This is a genomic window from Liberibacter crescens BT-1, assembly GCF_000325745.1.
Taxonomy (GTDB): Bacteria; Pseudomonadota; Alphaproteobacteria; order Rhizobiales; family Rhizobiaceae; genus Liberibacter; species Liberibacter crescens.
The window spans coordinates 1,147,465-1,166,626 of the sequence record NC_019907.1 but is presented as its reverse complement, the minus strand read 5'-3'; the positions used below and the strand labels follow the sequence as shown (position 1 = coordinate 1,166,626).

The window sequence follows — 19,162 nt, the reverse complement described above, 5'->3', positions numbered from 1 at the left end:
TTCTATAAAGAATCAAGGAAAGTCTTAAGTCTTAAGATGACCAACCACTTGCATAAATAATAGAAAAAGTAGCGACTATGCGCTCGTCTAAGTTGATTTTTTGTTTTTCATAAAGTTCAGCAGCGCGTAAAAAGAAAGATTTTCTAACAGGTTTTCGGCTGCGTGCAACAAGAGGATTGCTCATTCCCATCATTCGCAGATCGTTGATTAATTGAAAGAGAGAATTATAATATACGGGATAAATTTCTTGATCGACAACAGGCATACTAAATCCAGCTTGTTGCATGAGATCTCCAATACTTTTTACGTCTGCAAATGGAATAACCCGTGGGCTAGTACCGCTGTTAATTTCTGTTTCTGCTTTTAAAAGAGCTTGACGTAACTCAGTAAGTGTTCCAACTCCTGGGATCGCAGCTAAAAATAACCCTCCGGGTTTTAAAGAGCGATGAATTTCAACGAGAATCTTTGGTACATTATTAATGATATGCAGATTTAATGGTGATAATATCAGATCCATTGATTTAGGTGCTAAAGGAAGTTCATCCAAGGGTGCTTCAACGATTTCTTCGTCAGCGAAAGAAAATTCTTGGCTTGTTTCTACACGTTTCATACGGAGAATTTTTCCTGTTGCTAAACAAGCACGACTAACAACACCAGTTGTACCATGTAATTCCACAGCATCATTAAAATTGCGATTAATCATTGTAAGACGAGACCCTAATTCAGAGGCAACAATTTTTAGCAAGAAGTCTGCATAAGCACTCCTTTTTTTGAAAGCACGAAGACGATTTGCAGTTATGAGATTCGTGTCAAAGAGAATTTTCATTTTGCAACCTTAAAAGTGTTATACAATGAGATTAATGTTTTAGTAGCATTTTATATGGATATAGAGTTTGAATAAGCTTATGGTATATTTTTTAAGAATTTTAGATATATGTATATGCATAAATGAGAGGGTTTTTCTCTCATTCAAATATACAAGTTATTGAATCTTAGCGTGGTGTTTGAAAAAAAGTAAATTTCCTTTTAAAGCAAGGATTTTTTGTCAAACTCTTTTTATTGAGTTGCATCCGATTTTATATTAGTAGATGGGTGTTTGTTATGAATATTGTTATTCATCAGTTCTTTTTAATACAGCAGTAAAAGCTTGTTGAGGTATTTCTACTTTACCAAAGCGGCGCATACGTTTTTTCCCTTCTTTTTGCTTTTCAAGGAGTTTACGTTTGCGTGTAGCATCACCACCATAGCATTTTGCAGTTACATCTTTACGGCGTGCTTTTACTGTTTCACGAGCAATAATACGCCCGCCAATAGCTGCTTGGATTGCAATTTGAAACATTTGTTGTGGAATAAGTTCCTTTAGTTTTTCACAAATATTTCTTCCACGCTTTTCAGCAACTGAACGGTGTACAAGTAAAGATAGAGCTTCGATTACTTCGTCGTTTACCAAGATAGATAATTTAACCAAATCACTTTCACGATAATCTATCAAACTGTAATCAAAAGATGCGTATCCTTTAGAAAGAGATTTCAGTCGATCATAAAAATCAAATACAACTTCATTAAGAGGTAATTCGTATGATATGATAATTCGGTTGCCAATGTAGCTTATTTCAATTTGGATACCACGTCGATCTTGGCAAAGTTTAAGGATAGAGCCTAGATATTCGTCTGGAGTTATGATCGTTACTTTAATCCATGGTTCTTTGAATTCAGCAATTTTAACAATATCTGGCATGTCAGCAGGATTTCCTAGCGCTATTTCACTGCCATCTTGCATGGTCAGATGATAGATGACAGAAGGAGAAGTTCCTATAAGATCTAGATTGAACTCTCGTTCAAGACGTTCTTGAATAATTTCCAGATGAAGAAGACCAAGAAAGCCGCATCGAAATCCAAATCCAAGGGCTGCTGACCGCTCCATTTCAAATGTAAATGAAGCATCGTTAAGACGTAATTTTCCTATAGCTGCACGGAGATTTTCAAAATGAGTAGAATCAACAGGAAATAGGCCACAAAATACTACTGGTTGTATAGGTTTGAAGCCGGGAAGGGCTAAAGCTGTTGGTCGGCGATCATCAGTTATTGTATCACCGACACGGGTATCAGAAACTTCTTTAATAGAAGCAGTAATAAAACCAATTTCTCCTGGATAAAGAGTTTCTACATCCACCATTTTAGGAGTAAGAACCCCGACGCGTTCAATTTGATATTTTGCTCCTGTTCCCATCATGCGTATTGTTTGACCTTTGGAGAGCTTTCCGTCTATAATTCTGGCTATCACAATAACTCCAAGATAGCTATTGTACCAACTGTCAATCAGTAAAGCTTTGAGAGGGGAAGTTGCTCCTCCGGGACTTAAGGGCGCAGGTAATCTTTGAATTATTGCTTCAAGAACATCAGGAATGCCTTGACCTGTTTTAGCTGAAATAAGGATAGAATCTTCTGAATCAATTCCTATTACATCTGTGATTTGTTTTTTTACACGATCGGGTTCCGCAGCAGGGAGATCAACCTTGTTTAATACAGTTATGATTTCATGGTTATTGTTAATGGCTTGATAAACATTAGCAAGTGTTTGGGCTTCTACACCTTGGCTAGCATCTACAACAAGAAGAGATCCTTCACAGGCGGAGAGCGAGCGAGAGACTTCATAGGTGAAATCCACATGACCAGGCGTATCAATGAGATTGAGAATATAGCTTTTCCCATCATTTCCTTTATAATCAAGGCGTACAGTTTGTGCTTTTATGGTAATACCACGTTCGCGTTCGATATCCATGTTATCAAGTACTTGTTCTGACATTTCACGTTCAGTAAGTCCTCCACAATATTGGATCAATCGATCTGCAAGTGTTGACTTTCCATGATCAATATGGGCTACAATAGAAAAGTTGCGTATGTTTGAAAGGGGGCTTTGTTCTTTATACATTATTGCTCATGGTTACAGATATTTGATAATTAAAAGTCAACCTTTAGCCTATATCAAGGACATACAGATAAATCCAGCATGTTTTTATGTATGGTACATTTTGGAGATATGTATTTTATACTTTATGTGATACTTGCAGTAATTAACGGTTAAAACTGAATATTAGGTTATTTGTAAAACGACGCTTTAATAACTCCAGTTAATAGGTAAGCTTGAGATTTAAAGTAAAAAGATATACAATGTTTGTTATATGTTTAGGGAGGAAATAATTGGATGGCAATTTGTGTAGAAAGTTTAATTTTATTTTTCTTTGTGTAAAATTGAGGATCAAGGTCCTCTGAGTTAAATAAATAATGTTATAATTTAATAAATTATAAGCTGTTTAGAGATTTAGACTCTTGACTTCAAATGTATGATAATACCATTTTATAATTAGGTCAGGAGTACAATTAAGGAGAACAAGACAATTCGCAGGATATTTAGGGCGGATCCATATGCAAAAGATGGACCACGTGTGAATAAGGCAATACGTGTGCCAAAAGTCCAACTGATAAATGCTGATGGACACAATATGGGGGAAGTAAGTACTAGTGACGCTTTACGTATGGCGGAAGAGGCTGGGCTTGATCTTATGGAGATTTCATCAAATACCAATCCTCCTGTTTGTAAAATATTGGATTTAGGTAAGTTAAAATATTCAAATCAAAAGAAGGCAGCAGAGGCAAGAAAAAAGCAGAAAATTATAGAAGTTAAAGAAATAAAGATGCGTCCTAACATTGATACTCATGATTATGAGGTCAAGATGAAGGCTATGAGAAGATTCTTTGAAGATGGTCATAAGGTAAAGCTGACTCTTAAATTTCGTGGGCGTGAAATGGCACATCAAGATCTTGGAATGAAGCTTTTTATGAAAATTAAAGATCAAATACAGGATGTAGCCAAAGTTGAAACTGATCCTAAACTTGAAGGTCGTCAAGTGATGATGGTTTTGGCTCCAAGGTAATCTTATTTTTTATCCTTCATAATAGTGTCTTTCTTTATAAGAGTGATAAATATTTGTTGAATTTATAAGATGTCTGTAGTTTATTAGTATAAATAATCTGACATGCGTGATCAATGGTTTTGGAATATTAAACTTAGGGGGTGCATTTTAATTATTTGTTATCCTTTAGGAAGTGGAGTAAAGAATGCCTAAAATGAAAACAAATTCTTCTGCTAAGAAACGGTTTAAAATTACTGCTAGTGGGAAAGTAAAGGCACAAGCAGCAGGGAAGCGTCATGGAATGATAAAAAGATCCAATAAGTTTATTCGTGAGGCACGTGGCACTATGGTTCTTTCTAATTATGATGCAAAGAAAGTGATAATGCATTATCTTCCAAATGGTCTCTGATTTTTTGGTGAGGGGTATATATAAGGAAATAGTTTAATGACTCGTGTGAAGAGAGGCGTTACTACTAACGCTAAGCATAAGAAGGTTTTAAAGTTAGCAAAGGGTTTTTATGGTCGTCGTAAAAATACAATACGTGCCGCAAAAGCTGCTGTAGATCGTGCTATGCAATATGCTTATTGTCATCGTAAGCTTAGGAAAAGAGATTTCAGGTCTCTTTGGATACAAAGGATTAATGCCGCTGTACGTTTTTATGGATTGACATATTCTAGATTTATGAATGGCTTGAATAAAGCAGATATTAAAATTGATCGTAAGATTTTATCTGATATGGCAATTAGTCAACCAGAAGCTTTCCATAAGATTGTTGACATTGCTATTAGTAAATTACCCTCTCTTGATAAAGAATCTTGATAAAAAGTTTAAATCTGCTGCTTAAAGAGGCGGTTGAGCTTTTTGGATTTTTAAAGAGTTTTATGGTTGTTTTCAGTATACAAAGGTTAAATCTTTAATGGATGACTTTAGTGAATTAAGAATACACCTTCTTGATTCTATTTCTTCTTCTAATAATGAGGATGAGCTTGATGCTGTTCGTGTTGCAGCATTTGGCAAGAATGGTTCTTTTAACATATTGCTAAAGCAACTTAAGGAATTAGATTTAGATACAATGAAGCTTCAAGGTGCTGCTTTCAATAAACTGAAAGATGAGATTTCTGAAGCTATTTCCCTTCGTAAGACTGTAATAAGAAATAAGGCTCTAGAGCTGCGTTTGGCTTCTGAAGTCGTTGATGTAACATTACCAGTTCGTTCGTCCTCTGTAAAACGTGGTCGGATTCATCCAATTACACAGGTTTTAGATGAGGTAACAGCTATTTTTTATGATATGGGTTTTGTCTTGGCAGAAGGACCTGATATTGAGACAAATTATTATAATTTTACCGCTTTGAATTTTCCAGAAGATCATCCTGCACGTGATATGCATGATACTTTTTTTCTCTCTCAAGTTTCGGAGGGAGGAGAGCGTAAGGTTTTGCGTACGCATACTTCACCTGTACAGATCCGTGTTATGGAAAAGCAGTCACTGCCAATAAGAATTATTGTTCCTGGTAGAACATATCGTCGAGATTCTGATGCTACACATTCTCCTATGTTTCATCAAGTTGAAGGTCTTGTTGTTGATAAAATAGCCAATGTAGCAAACCTTCGTTGGGTTTTAGAAACTTTTTGTGCCTCTTTCTTTGAAGTTCCATCAGTAAAGATGCGTTTTCGTCCATCCTTTTTCCCTTTTACAGAGCCTTCATTTGAAGTAGATATTCAGTGCAGTCATTTTAATGGTGTTATAAGATTCGATGAAGGAACGAAATGGATGGAAATACTCGGTTGTGGTATGGTTCATCCTAAGGTTTTACAAGGTGTTGGTATAGATTCTGATGTATATCAAGGATTTGCTTGGGGAATAGGTCTTGAGCGTATAACCATGCTAAAGTATGGTATGCCGGATATGCGTGATTTTTTCAGCTCTGATGTTCGTTGGATAAACCATTATGGTTTTTCTCCGATTGATATGCCAACGCTTTTTGCGGGGTTAAGTTCATAAAGGATTGAAACCCTTGAAGTTTACACTTTCTTGGTTAAAAAATTATCTTGATACTGATGCTGGTCTTGAACAGATCTGTGATCGTTTGACTTCTATTGGTCTTGAAGTTGAAAATGTCGATAATCGAAAAATTTTTTCATCTTTGATCATTGGACAGGTGTTATCGTGTTGGAAGCATCCTGATGCAGATCATCTTATGGTTTTAAAAGTAGATATAGGTCAAGAACTACCAGTTCAGGTGGTTTGTGGGGCTTTGAATGTTCGTATTGGTATGAAGGGCGTTTGGGCTCCTCCAGGAAGTGATATCCCAGGATTAGGAATTAGGATTGATGTAAGTAAAATTCGAGGTGTTGAAAGTTGTGGTATGATGTGTTCCGAAAAGGAACTTATGCTTTCTGATAATCATCTTGGTATTATAGAACTTTCTTCTGATTCTCCTGTAGGGGTATGTTTTGGTAATTATGAAGACGGTTTATCTGATCCAATCATTGAAATTGCTTTGACACCAAACCGATCAGATTGTGCAGGCGTTTATGGTATTGCTCGTGATCTTGCTGCTTCTGGCTTGGGGATTCTTAAAGAACGTTCTGTTCCATCTTTTTTAATCTTTGATAATGTAATGCCATTAGATGTTCGTTTTGAATTGGATGAACCTAATTTTTGTCAAGGGTTTTCTATGCGTCTCGTGCGGGGAGTTCGAAATGGTCCTTCACCGAAATGGATGCGTAGACGATTAGACGCTATAGGGGTGCGCCCTGTTAATGCTCTTGTGGATATTGCTAATTATATAACTTTTGATCAAGGTTATCCTGTGCATATTTTTGATGCTGCTAAACTAAAAGGGGATCTTGTTATACGTCGAGGGCGTCATAATGAAAAAATTAAGGTTCTTTGTGATCGTGAATACGAATTATCTTCTGATCAGGTGGTTATTGCTTCAGATAACGGTGTTGCGGCTATTGCAGGGATTATTAGTAGCATGAATTCTTGTTGTGATGACAACACTACAGATGTTCTTATAGAATCATCTTTATGGAATTCTTTGAATATAGCTCATACTGGTCGTTCTTTGGGTATCATGACAGATTCAAGGTATCGTTTTGAGAGAGGTGTTGATCCGCAAGATATGATCCGTGCTCTTGATCAAGCAACTGAGTTTATTATTGAATTATGTGAGGGAAAAGCTTCTCCAGTTATCGTTAAAAATTTTTTGATGTCTAAATTACGCAAGATTAAATTCTCGGTTTCAGAGGTAATGAGGCTGACAGGATTATCAATTTCTCATGAAGAGAGCCTTGCTATTTTGAAAAATCTTGGATTTATTATAGAGATTTCAGAAGAAGAAGAAGTTCTTGTTTCAGTTCCTTCTTGGCGTTTAGATATTGAAGGTAAGGCTGATTTGGTTGAGGAAATATTAAGAATTTATGGGGTTGATAAAATTTTTGGAAAGCCTCTTGTTCAGAGTCAGAGAGTTGTACATAACGCTTTAACCTTACAGCAAAGCAGAACTCGTTTGGCTAAACGAGTTCTGGCAATGAGAGCCATGATGGAAGTTGTGACTTTATCTTTTATACCTAAGCTAGATGCCACACTTTTTAGAGGTGAAAGTTGTGAGGTAGAGCTTGCGAATCCCATTTCTAAAGAGATGTCGCATATGAGACCTTCCTTACTTCCAGGTTTGTTGGCAGCTGTTGGTCGCAATGTTGATCGTGCTTTTACTGATGTTGCTATTTTTGAAGTATCTCATCTTTATGAAAATGATTTACCTGAAGGACAGCGATGTGTTGCCAGTGGTGTTAGAAGGGGAAGTGCAGTTATAGGTGGTTCTGGGCGGTTTTGGTCTGAAAAAGAAAATAAAAATGGTAAATTTGTAGATGTATTTGATGCTAAGGCAGATGCTTTATCTGTGATCGAGGCCTTTATGTCTGTCAGTTCTATTCGAATTGAAACAAATGCTCCTTCTTGGTATCATCCTGGACGTTCTGGTTTAATTAAGATAGGAGAAAAAATTACACTTGGTCATTTTGGTGAGTTTCATCCTAAAACTTTAGAAGCATTAGGCTTATCAGGAAACGTATGTGGTTTTGAAATTTATCTTGACTCTATTCCAGTCTCAAGGAAAAAGAATATTTCGACAAAACCGGTTTTAACTCTATCACCTTTTCAACCAATTAAGCGTGATTTTGCTTTTGTTGTAGATAAGTTTGTATCGAGTAGTTCATTAGTTAGCTCTGTGATGAATTCTGATCGTAAGCTTATTATAGATGTTACAGTCTTTGATGTATTTGAGAGAGAGAATCTTGGTAAGGGAAAAAAATCTGTTGCTCTTGAAGTAACGATACAGCCTTTGAAGAAGACATTGTCTGAAGATGATTTCAATTTATTAACACAGCGTATAATAGATAATGTTTTTAAAACGACAGGAGCGCTGTTGCGTACTTAATTTCAAAAAAGATTTAAAATGATTTCTTAAAGAATTATTTGTGTGTTTTTTGTATTGGTGAAAGTATTTTTTCTATTAAAATTTTCTCTAAAAGACTGTTTTCTCTTTAGTTTATACCTTCTATAGATATTTTAAAAGCTCTGAACTTACATTAGGATCTTTTCAGTGTGAAGAAATATATTTTTTAGCAATGATAGTTGCTTGTACTTTCTTATACAATCTATAAAAAGGTTTTTTTAAACCAGTCTGCGGAATTTTATCAATATAATGATTGCTCTATCTCTCTTAGAGAACTCTTTTATAAGGATTTATTTATAATATAAAGAGATATGTTCTTTTATATTCTTTCTTTACTGAATTTTTTAGAAGATTGTAGATGACTACTTTAATCATGCAGATAAATAAGAGGTTTAGTTCTCTAATTGATAAAATATTTATGATTGACCTATCGCAACCAGAACTTCTGAGAGCGCAATATGAAGAAACAGTTGAAAAGGGAATCGTTTGTTATTTTATACTTGTATTCATTTCTTGTTTGCAGGCATATAGGTATTTTATTCTTGCCCCTTTTTGGATAACAGTTTTATTCCCTATACTGTTGTATATTCCAGTTTCTTTGACATTGTTGTATTGGTGGCTTTATTCAACTAAAGATTTTTTAAAAGTATCTGAATTAACGAATAAGTTGCGTGTTTTTTGTTTAATTTTTGTTTTCTTGCTATTGTTTTGAGCTTTTGGTTTGCTTTATTAGCAATTTATGGAAATACAGAGACAAAATTTATTTTATTTTTTTCATATATTATATCCGTGATATCTACTTTAATATGTATATTGAATTTACGACAATTGATTGTAATATTGGCTATTTTAATACAGCCTATATTTTTATGGATTCTATATACTCAGAGTTCAGGAGCTGCTTTATTTTTAGGAATTGAAAGTTTTATAATTTTAATTTTAGTCCTTTATACAGCAATACAATCTTCTGAAAATTTCATAGCACTTGTTAATTCTAGGAATGAACTCGCTCAACAACGTAATGACTTTATACGTTTGAGTGAGAATCATTTTCGGATGGCTAATATAGATATTTTAACCGGTTTACCTAATCGGCGTTGTTTTTTTGAAGATCTTAAAATGCTTTCTGAGAAAAATTCAGGAAAGGACTTGGATTTTTCTATAGGTATAGTTGATCTTGATAATTTTAAATCTATTAACAACCTTTATGGCCATATTGCAGGTGATCATGTTTTGTGTTGTGCAGCTAAACGTCTTGAAGAGACTGTAGGAAAATGTTCAGCTATTTATAGGCTGGGGGGTGATGAATTCGGAATTATTATTTCCAGAAAAATGAATCAAGAAGCTCTTTTAGAGATAGCTACAAGAGTTATTAATACTATTAAAGTTCCATTTTCATTTGGTTCTATTCCTTTGGTATTGGGATGTTCTATTGGTTATGCGTCTTATCCAAAAGTAACGAATAATATTGATTTGCTTTATAAATATGCTGATTACGCACTTTATTATTCCAAGCACCATGGTCGTAGTCGAGCTATTGTTTTCAATAGTGATCATGAGAAAAAAATTAAGGAACAAGGATTTGTGCAGAAGGTTTTGTGTCAAGCTAATTTAGAGAAAGAGTTTTATATTGTTTACCAGCCAATTATAGAAAAACAATCCAATAAGGTCGTGGCTTTTGAATGTTTAATGCGTTTGCGAAGTCCTGTTATTGACGAAGTTTCTCCTGAAATTTTTATCGTTTTGGCTGAGCAGTCAGGGTTGATTACTTCTATTACACCAGTACTTTTACGTAAGGCATTGCAAGATGTTATTAAATGGAGCTCTAATATTCGGATAAATTTTAATTTATCTGCTTATGATATCTGTACTCCGGGACAAATAGATAAGATTCTCTCTGTTTTTCCTGAAACAGGAATTGATCCTTCTCGGATTGATTTTGAGCTTACTGAAACAGCAATCACCTATAATCTTGAATTAGCATGCCAGAACTTAAAACGATTGCGTGATGTAGGGGCTAATATTGTTCTTGATGATTTTGGTACAGGGTATTCAAGTCTATCTCATTTACATGGTCTTCCACTTAAAAAGATCAAGATTAGTCGTATCTTTGTTCAAGATATAGAAGGTGATGGCAATAGCTATAAAATAGTAAAATTCCTTAGCTTGTTATGTAAGGATATGGGATTGGATTGCATTGCTGAAGGTGTGGAAAATATTAATCAAGTACAAATTCTATCAGAAATAGGGTATAACTTATTTCAGGGGCATTATTTTGCGAAGCCTATGTTGGGTAGTGGGGTTTTATCTTATCTTGATAAAAGAACTTTTATTATTTGATAAAGCAAAAATATTGATCATTATTAATAGGATTCTAGAACATCCTTTCTCTAAGGAATCTTCCTGATCAATTAATATTATATTAAAAATCAGTTATTTTAGTGATTACTTCTGTATTTTAATGAGAATAGTTTTGCCTTTTAATGCAGTAAGCGTAAAATACTTGTTGTTTTTATGCAACATTTGTGAAAGACTATGTTAAAGATCGTTAATTTTTTTTAATTATCAATTGCACCTTTTTTTATTTTCTGTATTTTGGTTCATAATGAGTTATGTGTTTTTCTTCTATATTTTTATTGTGTAATAATTGTTTAAATGAAGCTTTGAGGGAGAGTTGTTTATGAAAATTAAAAATGTGTTACTGAGCTCAGTAGCTTGTTTGCTGGCTGTTTCTTCTGCTAAAGCAGCTGATGCTGTAAAAGCTGAGCCTGAGACTGCTGAAGGTGTGCGTGTTTGTGAAGCTTTTGGTTCAGGGTATTTTTATCTTCCTGGTTCTGAAACTTGCTTCAAGATAGGTGGTTATCTTCGATTTGAAGGTGACTATGGTAAAAATCAATATGGAACTGCCGGAAATCTAAGGTCTTGGGATGCTTTTGCACGCGCTCAGGTTGACCTTAATGCAAAAACTGATACAGAATTAGGTGATCTTAGTTCTTTGATTAGTCTACGTGCAGATGGACGTAATTCAACATCTCGTTCAGTATTTTTGAATCAAGGTTATTTAAGCTTAAGTGGTTTTAAAGTTGGTTACTTTAGGGGTTGGTGGGATGATGATATCGTAGGAGAAACTGATACGCTTGCCAATGATGAAACGAGACTTGTTTCAGCATCCTATACATATAATGCTGGTCTCTTTGGCGCAGGTATTTCTTTGGATGGTTTAGGAAGATATGGAAATAAGGATATTGGAGTAGGAGGAAAGCTTTCTGCTGCTTTTGGTCCTGTAAAGGCTAATGTTATAGCGGGATATGATGGTGGTACCAAGAAAGCCGCTGTTCGTGGTATTGTAAGCTCTGAAGTAGGTCCAGGTACATTAGAAGTTGCTGCTGTGTTCGCAAATGGTATGAACTACTATTATGGTGTTTCCAGGGCTTCTTTAGCTGTTGGGTATCAGTTGCATGTTACTGACAAGTTTAAGATTACTCCTGGATTCCAATATTTCTGGGGTCTTGGTAAATACTCTGCCTATGCTGATAGCGCTGGTGCTCCAGTTAAGGTTTCTCTTAATACTTGGAGATCAGGTTTAGCATTTGATTATGAGATAATAAAGAATTTGGATGCTTTGTTGAGTGTTCAGTTCCAACCTAAGTTCATTGAGAGTACTGGTAAAGTTGCTAAAAATCAAGTTACTGGTTTTATTAGGTTGCAGAGGACATTCTAATTATAATATATTTTGTTTTTTAGTATGACGGCTTTAATTAATAAAGCCGTCATAGTGGGGAGGCGGGTATTTTTAAAGAAATATTTTATAGAGATGAAAATAATTTCATCTTTTTAGTTTTTTCTTTTTAATGCAATGTTATTCAAAATTTTAATAAATATATCAGTATCTGATTTTAAAGTCTTTAGTATAAAAAATTTTTTCTGGCTGGGGAACTTGGATTCGAACCAAGATTAACGGAGTCAGAGTCCGCCGTTCTACCGTTGAACTATTCCCCATTATTTTCTTTTTAAAGCTTAATTTCTTTTATATCTTATAAGATATAAGACCTTAGGCTTTTTCTTTTTGCATATTAACACCTAAAGTAAAATACTCAATAAGAAGATATGTCTTATAATGTTATATTATCATATAAAAGCAATAAATATGCAATGTCAATTTTCCGATTCAAAGTTTATATAAAAATTTATTTCCAATCTTTAAAAAAGTAACAATAAATTTTTATTGTTACTTTAAAACGACAAAGAGTATACTCTTACAAAAGAGTTAGAAGTTTCAATAAAAATTTTATAAATAAACTGATTTGAGACAAATATCAAAATAAAAAAATGGAGAACTGGAGGCATATGAGGCAAAGATTGATATCAATTAAACCTGGAATTGGGGGATCATATAGTCTTTGTAATCCTTTTCAACGACCTTTTTTCCCTAACCAATCACATTTTTTTTCCAAAATAAAAAGCCTAATAAAAGGTTGAAGGATAAAATTTCTAATAATATTTATGCTGCTCTTGATCTTGGTACAAATAATTGTCGTTTATTAATTGCTAAGCCTGCGAAATTCGGTCAATTTCATGTAGTTGACTCATTCTCTCGGGTTGTTCGTTTAGGAGAAGGTTTGGCTTCTACTGGTAAGATTTCATTAGATGCTATGAATCGTGCTATTGAGGCTTTGCATATTTGTTCAGAGAAGATGAAAGTTAGCCATGTTAAAAAAATGAGACTTATTGCTACTGAAGCTTGTCGCATAGCGAAAAATGGATCTGATTTTATCGGTCGTGTTATGAGAGAAACAGGATTAGAACTTGAAATTATTGATCGTAAAACTGAAGCAAAATTGGCTGTATCAGGGTGTTCTTCTTTAATTGGTCAAGATGCTCGTTCTGTAGTATTGTTTGATATTGGCGGAGGATCATCAGAAATAGCTGTCCTTAATATAGAAAACGATCGCTCTCAGTGCCTAGCCAATCATATCACACATTGGATATCATTGCCAGTAGGAGTTGTTTCCTTATCAGAACGTTATGGAGGCCACGATATTTCTATACAGATTTTTAATAGGATGGTAGAAGAAGTAGAAGATTTTTTATCATGCTTTGAATGTCCCTTTCCTAAGTTTTCTTTGAATAGTAATAATTTTTATCTTATAGGAACTTCTGGAACATTGACCATTCTTGCAAGTTTAAATCTTGGCTTGCTGCGTTATGACAGGCGCAAGGTTGATGGTCTTTGGCTTTTAAATTCTGAAATCTCATCCGTGCAAAAAAAACTTTTGTCTTGGGAATTTGAGAGGCTTGTTGCTAATCCTTGTATTGGAGCAGAGCGAGCAGATTTGGTTTTAGCGGGATGTGCTATACTGGAAGCAATACGACGTCGTTGGCCAAGTAAACGTATGCGTGTTGCTGATCGAGGTTTACGGGAAGGTTTGTTAATAGATATGATGATTAGTGATGGCATTAATATTAGATATTAACGCTGTGATAAGCTAAACAATTTTTATCTTATTTCGTATGGTATTAGTTGTTAAGAATTTAACATAATAGAGAAAGTATTAATGATAAAGCCATTTCCTAATTCTAGACCTTATGGGCGTAGCCTTGTCCAAAGAGTAAAGAAGAGGCGTATACAGGTTTCTTCACGGCATTGGTTAACTAGACATATCAATGATCCTTATGTTCATCAAGCAAAGCTTGAGGGTTGGCGTGCGCGTTCTGCTTATAAACTTCTCCAAATTAATGAAAAGCATCATATCATTAAACATGCAAGACGCATTGTTGACCTCGGTGCAGCTCCAGGAAGTTGGTCACAGATTTCTGCTAAGTTGAGTGGTTCAAGTAATGATGATGTGCGTGTTGCTGCTATAGATATTCTAGAAATGGAACCAATTCCAGGAGTTAAAATCTTCAAGAATGACTTTTTAGATTTAGAAAATTGGGAGTTTATTTTTGAAGCAATCGGGGGTGCTCCAGATTTAGTGATTTCTGATATGGCATCACCGGTAACGGGTCACCAGAAAACTGATCACTTGCGGACTATGCATTTATGTGAAGAGGCTATGTATTTTACTTTAAAAGTATTGAATGAAGGTGGTGATTTCCTTGTTAAGACTTTTCAGGGTGGTACAGAATGTAATATTCTCAATACATTAAAGAAAAATTTTCGACAAGTTATCCATGTTAAACCAGCAGCTTCAAGGCCGGAATCAGTAGAAATGTTTCTATTAGCTAAGGGCTTTAAAGGCAAGAAATAAATTACAAATTACAAGTTATAATATTTTCTTGATTTTCGTTTATTCCTTCTCAGAGCAATTGAAATTTTTTAAAGGAAAGCTAGTCTAACTGTTTAATATTCTTGTAAAATTACAAGCTTGCAAGATTTTAAATTAAGAAAATATCTCTATAAAAACTAAATTAGTTTAACCGAGAGAATTTTTTAAAAATGGTGGGCATGACAAGAATCGAACTTGCAACCCCTACGATGTCAACGTAGTGCTCTACCACTAAGCTACACGCCCTTTTATATACTAAAATCTTTTAGGACAAAAAATAGTGTTTCGTCAACAAATTTTAGCTCTCATATTCATCTTATACGCTTAAGCAGCAAGTAATTTATTTACCTCATTAACCAGATCGCGTAGATGAAAAGGTTTGGAAAGAACTTTTGCATCTTTAGGGGTATTCGAATAAGAATTTAACGCTACAGCTGCAAAACCTGTAATAAACATTACCTTTAAATCTGGATCGAGTTCAGTTGCTCGGCGTGCCAACTCAATTCCATCCATTTCTGGCATAACTATATCGGTTAATAGTAAAGAGAAAGGCTCTTCGCGCAATCTATTATAAGCACTTGTTCCATTATCAAAGGATATAACTTTATAACCAGCTTTTTCTAATGCTTTCACTAGAAATCTACGCATATCATCATCATCTTCAGCAAGGAGAATTTTTTGATTCATTGTTGAGAACCATTATTTCTAAAGATATTTTTGTTTTTTTTCATGAACTAACAATAATACTCCTCTTAATCTATCTGAAAATTGCATTATTTAAAATATAACTATTTTATGGTAAAAAAGTTATAAATTTATTTTTCTTTTACTCAATCTCATTACATTTTGATTTTAATGACATAACAACAACTTCTAACTGAATAAAAGTTGTTGTTATTCACTATGCAACTATTTGATTATGAAATGATTGTTGATAAAGTTGTTGTAATTATGAATTTAGCTTTCTATTACCATCTCGGAATAATAGATCCTTCTTTAAAATTGTTTAAAATATATTTTTTTATATCATCATTATGATAAGCTTCAATAAGGATCTTTACCCAGTCTTTATCTTTATCTTCAGTTCGTACAGCAATGATATTACTATATGGGCCGTCTTTATCTTCTCTAAGAATAGCATCAGAAGGCTTTAGTCCAGCTTCAATAGCGTAATTCGTGTTAATTGCAGCAGCATCAACATCTTTGAGAGAGCGTGGCAGTTGAGCGGCGTCAATTTCAATAAAGTTAATTTTTTTAGAATTCTCTATGATATCATTAGGAGTTGCTTTAAGGCCGATACCGTCTTTTAATTTAATAACTCCTTTCTTTGCTAAGATAAGAAGAGCTCTTCCTCCATTTGTTGGGTCATTGGGTATAGCAATGGAAGCATTATCAGGTAGTTGACTAAACGTTTTTAATTTACTGGAGTATATCCCCATAGGAGAGTTAATTGTATAGGCAACATCTACAATATCATAAGCATGATCTGCTATTTGATTGCTAAGGTAAGGTTTATGCTGGAAAGAATTTGCATCAATTTCTCCATTTGCAAGGGCTTGATTAGGTAATATGTAATCAGAAAACTCAATGATATTGATATTGAGGCCTTTTTTGGCTGCAATTTCTTTAACTTTTTCCATTATTTGTGCATGTTCTCCAGGAGAAACGCCAACTTTTATATCTTTTGCTTGTGTTGTTGTGTAGAGTAACGATGTTAGAAATAAAACTAACCAGAAATGACGCATGAATAATCCTCCTTTAAAAAAATATTTTTAATTGTTACGTGATCGTTTATCAAAGCGCTTGGCAAAAGCGTTTCCAACACTTTGTACGACTTGAACAATGATGATAAGTATAAAAACAACAATTAACATTACATCTGGCATAAAACGTTGGTAGCCATAACGTATTGCTAAATCTCCCAAACCTCCACCACCAACAGCTCCAACCATCGCTGAGTAGCCTATCAGGCTGATCATAGTCACTGTTAAACTGAGTATTATTCCAGGTTTGGCTTCTGCCAACAGGACTTTTGTAATAATTTGTAAGGGAGTCGCTCCCATTGAACGTGCGGTTTCAACAAGCTCAATATTAACTTCACGAATGGAAGTTTCAATTAATCGCGCTATAAAAGGTATAGCTGAAATAGTTAATGGTACAACAGAAGCTTTAGTTCCAATAGAAGTGCCTGTTAACAAGCGTGTAAATGGTATAATTGCAATAACAAGAATTATAAATGGTACAGAGCGTAAGGCATTAACAACTAAACCAATTAATTTATTAGCGATAGGAAATGAAAAGAGCTCGTTTTTACGACTCGTTGCTAAAAATATACCAATAGGCAAACCTATTGTTGTTCCGATGATTCCAGAAACACTCACAATATAGAAAGTTTCTAGAAAAGCTTTTAAAATAACGGGGATAAGAATATCAGTTGACATATCCTAGGGCCTCCGTAACTAATTTGTGTTTCTCAAAGAAGTTTTGTGCTGCTTGTTGGGCATGATAATGATATGAAATGACTAAGGAACCGAAAGCTTCACCATCTATTTCGTCAATAGCACCGCTAATGATATTTACATCTGTTTCAATAGCTTTGATAAGCTGTGAAATGAGAGGCGTTTCAGAGGTTTCACCCAGAAAAGAAACACGTATAACTTGATGGCTTTGAGAATTTGGAGTATCATGAAATTTAGAGATGAGTTTTTCTGGAAGCTTGTAAATTGGTAGGCCATTCAGCAACCCTTTCGTAACTTTGTGTTGCGGATTACTGATAATGTCTATTGTTTTCCCGCTTTCAACGATTTTTCCGTCATGAAGGACAAGCACAAAAGAAGTTACATCCTTAATTACATCCATCTCGTGGGTAATGAGAAGTACGGTGAGACCAAGCTCAGAATTTATTTTTTTTAGTAACTCTAGAATATAGTAGGTTGTCTCAGGGTCAAGAGCTGAAGTCGCTTCATCAGAGAGTAGAATTTTTGGTTGTGTTGTTAATGCACGCGCGATTCCAACGCGTTGCTTTTGTCCTCCAGAAAGTTCAACAGGATAATGGTTGCGCTTATCTGCAATTCCTACAAGCTCAAGGAGAGGCATGACTCGCGAATAAATTTTTTCTTTATTATATCCAGAAATCTCAAGAGGTAGGGCTACATTATCATATACTGTACGCGAAGAAAGAAGATTAAAATGTTGGAAAATCATACTCACTTCTCGACGCAATTTTTGTAGGCTAGAACCATTAAGAGTTGTGAGATCAACGCCATTGACAATTACTTTACCTGTTGTAGGCTGTTCTAATTTATTAATGAGACGAATAAAAGTTGATTTTCCAGCTCCAGAGCGACCAATAATTCCAGTGATTTTATGGCGATGAATCGAACAATCAATGCTAGAAAGTGCATGGAACTTATAATTTTTTGATTCAAATTTCTTGGTAACATTTGATAAAATAACAGCTAAATTGTCATCTATATTAAATGTTAAAGAAGGAGAGATATTATTCATATAATTTCCACAAAATCTACATCACCCCCTTAATTTATAATTAAAAAGAAGTGAGGGCAGATTAAAAATAACTTTGTGGCTTACAAGACATATACTTTATTTTAGATGTATGCAATCAAATTTTTATGAAAAAATATCATTTTTCAGAGACAAAATTTCTTTCTATTACGCGTGCAATTTTTTCTGCAATAAACAATGTTTGAATTGAATATTTTCTTTAAAAGATCTTTTGCATGACATAATATTAAGATAAATGTTAGTTTGTTATTTGCATATTGCATAAAAAATATCTATTTTATGCTTACCGTTGATTAAGAGAAACAAGATTTCTTTATAGAAAATATAGAGGCATATAAATGATTAAGAAAAAGCTTCCTAGAGTTATATTTCATACACGTGTTGAAGAAAAAGTGAACAATAATACAGCTTTTAGTTGGGCAACTTTAAGTACGGATGATTATTTTTCTGGCAAAAAAGTTGTGCTATTTTCTTTGCCAGGTGCTTTTACTCCTACATGCTCAACATATCAATTCCCTGATTTTGAAAAGCTTGCGGGTGAATTTCGTGCTGAAGGTATTGATGAAATATATTGTATTTCAGTGAATGATGCTTTTGTTATGAATGCTTGGGGGAAGAGTCAAAATCTTAAGAATGTTAAGTTAATTCCAGATGGTTCTGGTGAGTTTACACGCAAGATGGGGATGCTTGTTTACAAAGATAATGTTGGTTTTGGTTTGCGTTCTTGGCGATATGCTGCAATTGTTAATGATCGAGTTATAGAGCATTGGTTTGAGGAAGAAGGGTTTGCTGATAATTGTCCTACAGATCCTTATGGAGTGTCGTCCCCACAAAATATTTTAAAATATCTTCGGGAAAATAAAAAATGATTTTTATCAGAAAATCTCCTTTTTTAAGAAAGATGAATTTGTATATGTTTTAGTCTATAGAAGGCGTTTTTATTGATGGTTATTATTCTTTAAAAGTTGCATGTAGATCTATATGTAAAAA

16 protein-coding genes, 2 tRNA genes and 1 pseudogene are annotated in these 19,162 nt (G+C 34.3%); 11 read left to right on the top strand and 8 right to left on the bottom strand.

Annotated features, from left to right (window positions below):
• Positions 1–31: 31 nt before the first annotated feature.
• Together B488_RS05205 and lepA are read right to left on the bottom strand one after the other, a co-directional pair.
• The gene (locus B488_RS05205; RefSeq protein ID WP_015273486.1) at positions 32–826 is read right to left on the bottom strand and encodes a methyltransferase domain-containing protein; all 795 of its coding nucleotides are present in this window, start codon (positions 824–826) and stop codon (positions 32–34) included.
• A 285-nt stretch (positions 827–1,111) separates the two neighbouring features.
• Positions 1,112–2,932, bottom strand: a complete 1,821-nt coding sequence (gene lepA / locus B488_RS05200) for a translation elongation factor 4 (RefSeq protein ID WP_015273485.1) — start codon at positions 2,930–2,932, stop codon at positions 1,112–1,114.
• 466 nt (positions 2,933–3,398) lie between these two features.
• Here lepA and infC point away from each other — a divergent pair, with 466 nt between their 5' ends.
• The 8 genes from infC (at position 3,399) to B488_RS05160 (ending at position 12,099) form a co-directional block, all read left to right on the top strand.
• A complete protein-coding gene (infC, locus tag B488_RS05195) occupies positions 3,399–3,935 on the top strand; it encodes a translation initiation factor IF-3 (protein WP_041770766.1) in 537 nt (178 codons plus the stop codon).
• 184 nt (positions 3,936–4,119) lie between these two features.
• Positions 4,120–4,323: a 50S ribosomal protein L35 gene (rpmI, locus tag B488_RS05190; RefSeq protein ID WP_041770764.1), complete on the top strand. Its 204-nt coding sequence runs from the start codon at positions 4,120–4,122 to the stop codon at positions 4,321–4,323.
• Between the two features lie 36 nt (positions 4,324–4,359).
• Positions 4,360–4,734: a 50S ribosomal protein L20 gene (gene rplT / locus B488_RS05185; RefSeq protein WP_015273482.1), complete on the top strand. Its 375-nt coding sequence runs from the start codon at positions 4,360–4,362 to the stop codon at positions 4,732–4,734.
• A 97-nt stretch (positions 4,735–4,831) separates the two neighbouring features.
• Complete coding sequence (gene pheS, locus B488_RS05180; protein ID WP_015273481.1) at positions 4,832–5,917, top strand: phenylalanine--tRNA ligase subunit alpha; 1,086 nt, start codon at positions 4,832–4,834, stop codon at positions 5,915–5,917.
• A 13-nt stretch (positions 5,918–5,930) separates the two neighbouring features.
• Positions 5,931–8,360, top strand: a complete 2,430-nt coding sequence (gene pheT / locus B488_RS05175; RefSeq protein ID WP_015273480.1) for a phenylalanine--tRNA ligase subunit beta — start codon at positions 5,931–5,933, stop codon at positions 8,358–8,360.
• Positions 8,361–8,796: 436 nt separating this feature from the next.
• Positions 8,797–9,090 (top strand): hypothetical protein, encoded by a 294-nt coding sequence (locus B488_RS05170; protein WP_144049209.1) that lies wholly within the window; start codon positions 8,797–8,799, stop codon positions 9,088–9,090.
• A gap of 128 nt (positions 9,091–9,218) precedes the next feature.
• Positions 9,219–10,718 (top strand): putative bifunctional diguanylate cyclase/phosphodiesterase, encoded by a 1,500-nt coding sequence (locus B488_RS05165; RefSeq protein ID WP_015273478.1) that lies wholly within the window; start codon positions 9,219–9,221, stop codon positions 10,716–10,718.
• Between the two features lie 340 nt (positions 10,719–11,058).
• Positions 11,059–12,099, top strand: coding sequence for a porin (locus B488_RS05160; RefSeq protein ID WP_015273477.1), 1,041 nt, complete (start codon positions 11,059–11,061; stop codon positions 12,097–12,099).
• Positions 12,100–12,303: 204 nt separating this feature from the next.
• Here the strand turns inward: B488_RS05160 and B488_RS05155 are convergent.
• Positions 12,304–12,377, bottom strand: a tRNA-Gln gene (locus B488_RS05155).
• Positions 12,378–12,877: 500 nt separating this feature from the next.
• On the opposite strand from B488_RS05155, the pseudogene B488_RS05150 reads away from it, so the two are divergent.
• Both B488_RS05150 and B488_RS05145 read left to right on the top strand, forming a co-directional pair.
• Positions 12,878–13,852: pseudogene (locus B488_RS05150) on the top strand (Ppx/GppA phosphatase family protein); the annotation flags it as partial.
• An 81-nt stretch (positions 13,853–13,933) separates the two neighbouring features.
• Complete coding sequence (locus B488_RS05145) at positions 13,934–14,629, top strand: RlmE family RNA methyltransferase (RefSeq protein WP_015273475.1); 696 nt, start codon at positions 13,934–13,936, stop codon at positions 14,627–14,629.
• A 189-nt stretch (positions 14,630–14,818) separates the two neighbouring features.
• On the opposite strand, the gene B488_RS05140 is transcribed toward B488_RS05145, so the two are convergent.
• The 5 genes from B488_RS05140 to B488_RS05120 all read right to left on the bottom strand — a co-directional run bounded on the left by B488_RS05140 (position 14,819) and on the right by B488_RS05120 (position 18,154).
• A tRNA-Val gene (locus B488_RS05140) sits at positions 14,819–14,893 on the bottom strand.
• 78 nt (positions 14,894–14,971) lie between these two features.
• Positions 14,972–15,334, bottom strand: a complete 363-nt coding sequence (cpdR, locus tag B488_RS05135; RefSeq protein WP_015273474.1) for a cell cycle two-component system response regulator CpdR — start codon at positions 15,332–15,334, stop codon at positions 14,972–14,974.
• Positions 15,335–15,615: 281 nt separating this feature from the next.
• A complete protein-coding gene (locus B488_RS05130; RefSeq protein ID WP_015273473.1) occupies positions 15,616–16,392 on the bottom strand; it encodes a MetQ/NlpA family ABC transporter substrate-binding protein in 777 nt (258 codons plus the stop codon).
• 27 nt (positions 16,393–16,419) lie between these two features.
• Complete coding sequence (locus B488_RS05125) at positions 16,420–17,088, bottom strand: methionine ABC transporter permease (protein ID WP_015273472.1); 669 nt, start codon at positions 17,086–17,088, stop codon at positions 16,420–16,422.
• Positions 17,078–18,154 (bottom strand): methionine ABC transporter ATP-binding protein, encoded by a 1,077-nt coding sequence (locus B488_RS05120; protein WP_015273471.1) that lies wholly within the window; start codon positions 18,152–18,154, stop codon positions 17,078–17,080. Before B488_RS05120 ends, B488_RS05125 begins: the two co-directional genes overlap by 11 nt.
• A gap of 356 nt (positions 18,155–18,510) precedes the next feature.
• Here B488_RS05120 and B488_RS05115 point away from each other — a divergent pair, with 356 nt between their 5' ends.
• Positions 18,511–19,041: a peroxiredoxin gene (locus B488_RS05115; RefSeq protein WP_015273470.1), complete on the top strand. Its 531-nt coding sequence runs from the start codon at positions 18,511–18,513 to the stop codon at positions 19,039–19,041.
• Positions 19,042–19,162 lie beyond the last annotated feature (121 nt).